Genomic DNA, 6,123 nt, shown 5'->3' on the forward strand with positions numbered 1-6,123 from the left:
AACACACGGCTCCCCCTTTGGGCATTTTTATGCTAAAATAGTAGCTATGGATAAAATTATTAAAACTATATCAGAAAGCGGAGCCTTTCGTGCTTTTGTCCTTGATAGCACAGAAACCGTCCGCACTGCTCAAGAAAAACACCAAACCCAAGCCAGCTCAACTGTAGCGCTTGGTCGAACTCTTATCGCCAGCCAGATTCTCGCAGCCAATGAAAAAGGAAATACCAAACTAACAGTGAAGGTACTGGGAACTAGCTCTCTAGGAGCCATTATCACCGTTGCTGATACCAAGGGGAACGTCAAAGGCTATGTTCAAAATCCTGGCGTTGACATCAAAAAGACCGCAACTGGTGAAGTTCTAGTCGGACCTTTCGTTGGAAATGGTCAATTTCTCGTTATCACAGACTACGGCATTGGAAATCCTTATACTTCCTTGACCCCACTCATCTCTGGAGAGATTGGGGAAGACCTTGCTTTCTACCTAACAGAAAGCCAACAAACCCCTTCTGCAGTCGGCCTCAATGTCCTTTTGGACGAAGAAGACAAGGTTAAGGTTGCTGGTGGTTTCCTAGTTCAAGTCTTGCCGGGAGCCAAGGAAGAAGAGATTGCTCGCTTTGAAAAACGCATCCAAGAAATGCCAGCTATCTCAACCCTTCTCGAAAGTGAAGACCATATCGAAGCCCTCCTCAAAGCTATCTACGGTGACGAGGCCTACAAGCGTCTTTCTGAAGAAGAGATCCGTTTCCAATGTGACTGTAGCCATGAGCGCTTTATGAATGCTCTTGCCAGCCTTCCAAGCTCAGACTTACAGGAAATGAAAGAGGAAGACCACGGAGCAGAAATCACTTGTCAATTCTGCCAAACTACTTACAACTTTGATGAAAACGACCTGGAGGAACTCATTCGTGACAAATCTTAATACACCTTTTATGATTGGCAATGTTGAGATTCCCAATCGAACCGTTTTAGCACCCATGGCTGGCGTGACCAACTCAGCCTTTCGGACTATCGCAAAAGAGCTCGGAGCTGGACTCGCTGTCATGGAAATGGTCTCTGACAAGGGCATCCAATACAACAACGAAAAAACCCTGCACATGCTTCATATTGACGAAGGCGAAAACCCTGTCTCTATCCAACTCTTTGGTAGTGATGAAGACAGCCTAGCACGCGCAGCAGAATTCATCCAAAAAAACACCAAAACCGATATCGTGGATATCAACATGGGCTGCCCAGTTAATAAAATCGTGAAGAACGAAGCTGGCGCTATGTGGCTCAAGGATCCAGATAAGATTTACTCTATCATCAACAAGGTCCAATCTGTCCTTGATATTCCACTTACTGTCAAAATGCGTACAGGCTGGGCTGACCCATCTCTTGCAGTAGAAAATGCCCTAGCTGCTGAAGCTGCAGGTGTTTCTGCCCTCGCCATGCATGGCCGTACCCGTGAACAAATGTATACAGGTCACGCAGACCTTGAGACCCTTCATAAGGTTGCCCAAGCTCTGACCAAGATTCCCTTCATCGCCAACGGTGACATCCGTACGATCCAAGAAGCCAAACAACGCATCGAAGAAGTCGGTGCTGACGCAGTTATGATTGGCCGCGCTGCCATGGGAAATCCCTACCTCTTCAACCAAATCAACCATTACTTTGAAACAGGAGAAATCCTACCTGATTTGACCTTTGAAGATAAGATGAAAATCGCCTACGAACACTTGAAACGATTGATTAACCTCAAAGGAGAAAACGTCGCAGTTCGTGAATTCCGTGGCCTCGCTCCTCACTATCTCCGTGGAACATCTGGCGCTGCCAAACTCCGTGGAGCCATTTCGCAAGCTAGCACCCTAGCAGAGATTGAAGCCCTCTTGCAATTGGATAAGGCTTAATAGACCAAAACCCGTAACTCTCTTAAAGGTTACGGGTTTTTGACTGTAAAAATTCAAATACTAAGGGTTATTATTGACTCAAAGCAACACTGGAAACCTTGCCATCCGCTCCTGTTGTAATTTGGATGATTTTTCCTCCACCAATTTTGGCATTATACTTGCCATCATCAAGAGTATAAGAGTAGCCTCTGATAGAGTAGTTTTCTTTCTTTCCATCAGCAGATTCTACTGTGAATTGACCTCCTGATGAAACTGTGATGGTTTCGCCATTTGCTCCCTTCCAATTGCCCGCTGCAGCTGAGAAATCACCATCTACCATGGTTAAAACACCCTTGTAGCGTTTATTTTGCTCTGCTTGTTTGTCTTGAAGTTTGCGGTCAGTTGTAGGATCATAGCTTGATTGGTTAGACTGGGATTGAGGAGCCTGTTGAGTTGAAGGAGTCTGAGCAGGAGTTTGTTGACTAGCTGCCTGTTGATTAGACACTTCTTGACCTTGTCTTTGCTCTGGTGCAGGTGCCACTTGTGATGGCCTTGCAGTTGCTGAAGATTGATCAGTAGATGCCTTGGCCTTTTCAGATGAAGCTGAAGTTGAGGACTTCTGAGTCTTGCTTTCTTTGCTAGAAGAGGCTGCTTTAGAGCTTGATGACTGGCTTATCTTAGCAGAACTGCTTGCTTGAGTTGTTTCCTTTTTATTTCCACAAGCTCCCAGTAGCAAGGTAGAAGCCAATACAGTTGCTACCATCAATTTGATATAGGTTTTCTTTTTCATTTTTCTACTCCTTTGTAATATTTTAGAAATATAAAGAAATCTTTTTGTAATGGAATTGTAACATTTAGATTTAAATATGTCAATAATTTATTTAAACTATTTTAAAAATCTCACATAATTTAAACACCTTTACTCCTCCTACTCTTCTATTCGTAATCTAATAGAAAAAACAGAGAAAAATTCCTATTTTGTTTAAAATTTTTTAAATCGCTCTTATTTAATCGCTTACATATTTAGCTGCAAAGGAATATAATAACAGTGAAATAGAATATAGGAAGTGCACTCTTATACTAAATAAGTATTTCAAGTATCTTCCTTGGTTGATTTTGGGAGCAATTGGTTCCTATAAATCCGCAACTCACTATGGCAAAACTTCGTTTGATATCTTCTATCTGACCACAGTCTTTATGATTTTCTATATAGCTTTGTTATTCCTACACGAAAAATATCTCAAGTATCGATACAAAGACTTTTTACTCACATGTTGAGCAATTCTAAGAAAGATAACTATCCCTAAAAACAGTCGCAACAGCAAAGCAAACTAATAAAGGCAAACAAAGAGGTCAGGAACTTTATCCCGACCTCGTTTTTTATTTCAATCGATAGGTTTTTCTTGGTTTCTTTTTAGGCACTCGTTTGAGTCCAACTTCTTCTACATATTCTCCGTATTTTACGAGAAAGTTATTGCTGACGATTGGACGACCGGGGTTGATGAGATTGACCAGTTCAGTCCCTTCGTAGACAGTGAACTCCTCCTCCAACAGATAAAGGAAGGTCGGATTCCAGTCGAGACGGCCTTGGATTCGTTTGATAGACTCTTGAATAATGGCATAATGGTCAAAAGCGAAGGCTTGTTCCTCCAACTCCACTCCCTCTAGGTAGCATTTGCCTGTCTGAAAATCGACATCTACAAAAACAACATCCTTGGCATCGTCTCCTGCTTGAACAAGTTCTAATACACGACTAGGCAAATAAACCAAGTGGGCAATGGTCACTGTCCAGCCCCGTGGGTCACGGCCGGGGGTCGATACGGTCATCAATTGCTCGATTTTTTCCAAAGGAAGATCGAGATTGACTTCTTCTCTCACCTCACGCTGACAGGCATGCGCAGCATCTTCGCCCTTGTCCATAAATCCTCCAACCAGAGCCAAACAATTTTGATAAGGGTGAGCCTTGCGGCGAATTAATAAGAGCTTGATTTTTCCTTCAACAAAGCAGTAGGCTACCATATCCACCGTCACACTTGGTTTTTCGTATTGAGGGAGTTCCTGCTTGTAGTACCAATCTAAAAACTCCTCCTGACTTGCATGAATTTCAAAATATTCTTTTTCCATCCCTGCTGGAATCATCGTGTCCGTCATTTTATGCCTCCTTACGAACTGCCTTGGTCCATTGGTACCAACCTACTAGACTATTGAGAGTGTAAACCCAGTACATCCCTTGGATGTGGATATTTTCACCCCACCAGAGATAAATACTAAAGAGATTGGTTGCAATCCAGAAAATCCATTGCTCACGATAGAGACGGGTCATCAAGAGCTGACCGACACCATTGGTCGCATCGGTAACACTATCACGGAAAGGGCGAGCACTATGGATACTTTGATAAGCCAAGCCCATACCAATCCAAATGATAGCAGTCAAGGCCAAGTACTTGAGCCAATCAAAAATAGATAATTTCTTAGCTTCAAAATGAGATTCTTCTGCTTTTCCTTGGTCATTAATACGGTTGGACAGCCAAGCATAGAGGCCAATCGGCTGCATGACAAAGAAGTAAACGGTCGTCAAGACTTCGCCATAAAAAGTCGCATCCATGGCCAAAATCAAATAGATAGCAGAGTTAATAGCCCCAAAGAGATAATTGCTTGCACGACCTTCTGCTACCAAGATAACACAGACAATCCCAGTCCAAGATACAAACAAGCTTAACCAATCATGACTATCTATATTTTGAGTGAATTCCAAGATAAAGGGAACACTTAACAAGGCGATGAGATACAACCACTGGAAGAGGCTACGACCGACAAAGAGATCTTTCCAGAGCAAGTGCATGATTCCTGCAAAACCGATTTTGCGAGCTTCTGCATGAACATTTTTAAAGTTTTCGATAAATTGTGTGATTTTTTCAGTTAGTTTTTTCATATGTTTCTCCTAATCTGCTTGGTAAATGGTATCAATAGCCACTTTTGCTGCTTCATAATTTCCTAGATAATCCTCAGCTAGATAAACTAGTGGAATGTTTGCTAAGTAGCGCTCCCTCATCTGGTCCAAATGCTGGGAAAAACTATGACGAATATGGTCTTCTGCCATAGTCATATCTCTAAATCCGTCATTGACATAGGAGCCAATAGGTTGCACAAAGAAAATCAAGTCCCATTTTTCCTTAGCCAAGATCGAGGCAAAGAGATTATCAAAAGTCTCTCCCGATAAGTCCCCTTGATCCTCTGACTCCATGTAATAATCATAGTAGCCCTTGGTTACTAAGGAGTTGGTGTCTGCTATCACCAGTCCCCTATTGGCATTACTGTCAATTAACTTAGAGGTCTGGTCATACTGCCACAACAGGAGATAATAGTAATCCTTTGGAGTCAATTCATCGTCGCGGACATTGTTTTTGATCTGGTACTCACGTGCATATTCCAAGCTGACTGGTGCATCGTAATACCTAGCCAAATCCTTTGCCAGAGTGGTCTTCCCATTGCTAGCACTTCCCATAATCAACACTTTCTTTGTAAACTGACGTCGGAAGGGTTGAGCAATATATTTCCAATATTTGCTTGGGTTTTCTCGAATCATAGTCTCTGAGATACCAAACTTTCTTTCTTGCAAGACAGTCTCAAAGCCACGATTTGATAATTCTTGCTGATAGTCTGCTTCTCCCACAAAGAAGATCAGTTCTTGTTGGGTTTCATCATAAGAAATCTCCGCTAACATTTTGTCCAACCACTCCTGCCAACCCATAGGGTAACGGGGAAGATTGGTCTCATCTAACTTACAAACCGAGGTCAACTCGTCATCACCAAAGGCCTCTCGGATATATCGAAATCTTTTTTGAAGCGTTAAACCTACCTGCTCCCCTCTATCTCCCTCATAGCCTGAAACGACAACCCAGACCTGGTCACACTGCCGCTTGGCTCGCTGGATCAGATCGATATGACCCTGATGAAGCGGAGCAAATGTCCCAAATATCACTGCTGTTTTCTTTTTCATAAACGCATTGCCTTTTTATAGTTTTTTATATTTTTATTATCTATGTTTTTATTATAAACTATATTTTTGTTTTGTCAATAGTTTTTATCATTTTTATAAAAACATTGCGAAAAAGAGAACCAAGTGAAAGTTCTATAATGAAGTTAGCCACCCAGCCCTCCTAAAAATTAGATGGTTCAACTAGCTGATAGCTAGCACTCGATTTCATTTGATAAGAGGCTTGGAGCTGTTAAGCTGGAAAGCCAAGGCTAAGATTAG

6 protein-coding genes and 1 pseudogene are annotated in these 6,123 nt (G+C 42.1%); 3 read left to right on the forward strand and 4 right to left on the reverse strand.

The window, feature by feature from the left end:
• Nucleotides 1–46: 46 nt before the first annotated feature.
• The gene (gene hslO / locus HT736_RS03265) at nt 47–919 is read left to right on the forward strand and encodes an Hsp33 family molecular chaperone HslO (RefSeq protein ID WP_023936778.1); all 873 of its coding nucleotides are present in this window, start codon (nt 47–49) and stop codon (nt 917–919) included.
• Nucleotides 906–1,886 carry a tRNA dihydrouridine synthase DusB gene (gene dusB / locus HT736_RS03270; protein WP_172930750.1) on the forward strand — a complete coding sequence of 327 codons (981 nt, stop codon included), beginning with the start codon at nt 906–908 and terminating at the stop codon, nt 1,884–1,886. Before hslO ends, dusB begins: the two co-directional genes overlap by 14 nt.
• A gap of 70 nt (nt 1,887–1,956) precedes the next feature.
• On the opposite strand, the gene HT736_RS03275 is transcribed toward dusB, so the two are convergent.
• The gene (locus HT736_RS03275) at nt 1,957–2,655 is read right to left on the reverse strand and encodes a hypothetical protein (RefSeq protein ID WP_172930751.1); all 699 of its coding nucleotides are present in this window, start codon (nt 2,653–2,655) and stop codon (nt 1,957–1,959) included.
• 287 nt (nt 2,656–2,942) lie between these two features.
• Between HT736_RS03275 and HT736_RS11640 the strand changes: the two are divergent.
• A pseudogene (locus HT736_RS11640) lies at nt 2,943–3,172 on the forward strand (hypothetical protein).
• Between the two features lie 73 nt (nt 3,173–3,245).
• Here the strand turns inward: HT736_RS11640 and HT736_RS03280 are convergent.
• From HT736_RS03280 to HT736_RS03290, 3 genes are read right to left on the reverse strand one after another with little or no spacing between them, the layout of a single operon-like run.
• Nucleotides 3,246–4,016 carry an NUDIX hydrolase gene (locus HT736_RS03280; protein WP_023936782.1) on the reverse strand — a complete coding sequence of 257 codons (771 nt, stop codon included), beginning with the start codon at nt 4,014–4,016 and terminating at the stop codon, nt 3,246–3,248.
• Nucleotide 4,017: 1 nt separating this feature from the next.
• On the reverse strand, nt 4,018–4,797 hold the full coding sequence (gene pnuC / locus HT736_RS03285; protein ID WP_172930752.1) for a nicotinamide riboside transporter PnuC: 780 nt from the start codon (nt 4,795–4,797) through the stop codon (nt 4,018–4,020).
• A 9-nt stretch (nt 4,798–4,806) separates the two neighbouring features.
• Nucleotides 4,807–5,865 carry an AAA family ATPase gene (locus HT736_RS03290; RefSeq protein ID WP_050208092.1) on the reverse strand — a complete coding sequence of 353 codons (1,059 nt, stop codon included), beginning with the start codon at nt 5,863–5,865 and terminating at the stop codon, nt 4,807–4,809.
• Nucleotides 5,866–6,123: the final 258 nt, after the last annotated feature.

It is taken from the genome of Streptococcus sp. 339 (assembly GCF_013277285.1).
Classification (GTDB): domain Bacteria; phylum Bacillota; class Bacilli; order Lactobacillales; family Streptococcaceae; genus Streptococcus; species Streptococcus pseudopneumoniae.